Raw genomic sequence first — 1280 nt, 5'->3', positions numbered from 1 at the left:
GGCACGTTCTGGAGGGCGAGCATCACCTGGAACAGCGGGTTGCGGGAGGCGGAACGAGCCGGATTCAACTCATCGACCAACCGCTCGAACGGCACGTCCTGATGCGCGTACGCCGCCAGATCCGACTCCCGCACCCGCCGCAACACCTCGGAGAACGACGGATCACCCGTCACATCCGCACGCAACACCAACGTGTTCACGAAGAACCCCGCCAGCTCCTCCACCTGCGCATCCGAACGCCCCGCGACCGGAGTACCCACACTCACATCCTCACCCGCACCAAGACGGGCCAACAACACCACCAGCGCCGCATGGACCACCATGAACATCGTCGCCCCGCCCCGACCCGCCAACGCCACAAGCCGCGCATGCGTCCGCGCATCCACCCCCACCGGCACCGAACCACTCCGGAACGACGGCACCGCCGGACGCGGCCGATCAAACGGCAACGCCAACTCCTGCGGCACCCCCGCCAACGCCCCACGCCAGTAAGCAACCTGGCTCGCACCCTCGCTGTCGGCGTCGTCGAGCTCACCCAGAACCTCGCGCTGCCACAACGCGTAGTCCGCATACTGCACCGGCAACGGAACCCAGTCCGGCTCCGCACCCAACCGGCGCGCCGCATAAGCCGTCCGCAGATCACGGGCCAGCACACCCATCGACCAACCGTCGGAAGCAATGTGATGAGCCACCAACAACAGCACCCACTCCGACGCACCGATCTCCAACAGGCTCACCCGCCACGGCAGATCAACCCGCACATCGAACCCACGCCCGGCCTCCTGCGCCATCACCTCCCGCCACCGCTCCCCCGCCTCCACCACAGACAACGACGGACGCCCCACAACACCCTGCAAAATGTGCTGATACGCAACCCCGTCCGCCCCATCGGGGAAAACCGTCCGCAGACTCTCATGACGATCCGCCACATCACCCAGCGCCCGCTCCAGAGCCACCACATCCAACGGCCCCGAAACACGCAACGCAAAAGGCAAGTTGTACGCCGCACCACCCACACCCGAACCATCCATACGATTCAGGAACCACATCCGCTGCTGCGCGAACGACAACGGAATCCGCTCCGGACGCACCTCCCGCGCACGCAACGGCATGACGGGGTCGACACGAGACACGGCGGCATCCACAAGACCGGCAACGCCTGACACCGTCGGAGCTGCGAACACCTCCCGGACACCGAGCGCGACATCGAGCACCGACCGGATCCGCGTGATCAGCCGCATCACCAGCAGCGAATCGCCACCGAGGTCGAAGAAGCTGTC

General features: G+C 66.1%; 1 protein-coding gene. It reads right to left on the bottom strand.

Features of this window, described 5'->3' with window-relative positions; translation table 11 throughout:
• A partial coding sequence (locus tag ACFWPS_RS54000; RefSeq protein WP_383721927.1) for a condensation domain-containing protein occupies window positions 1–1280 on the bottom strand: 1280 nt, incomplete at both ends.

It is taken from the genome of Streptomyces sp. NPDC058457 (assembly GCF_042720695.1).
Taxonomy (GTDB): Bacteria; Actinomycetota; Actinomycetes; order Streptomycetales; family Streptomycetaceae; genus Streptomyces.
This window is presented reverse-complemented; position numbering and strand designations above follow the sequence as displayed.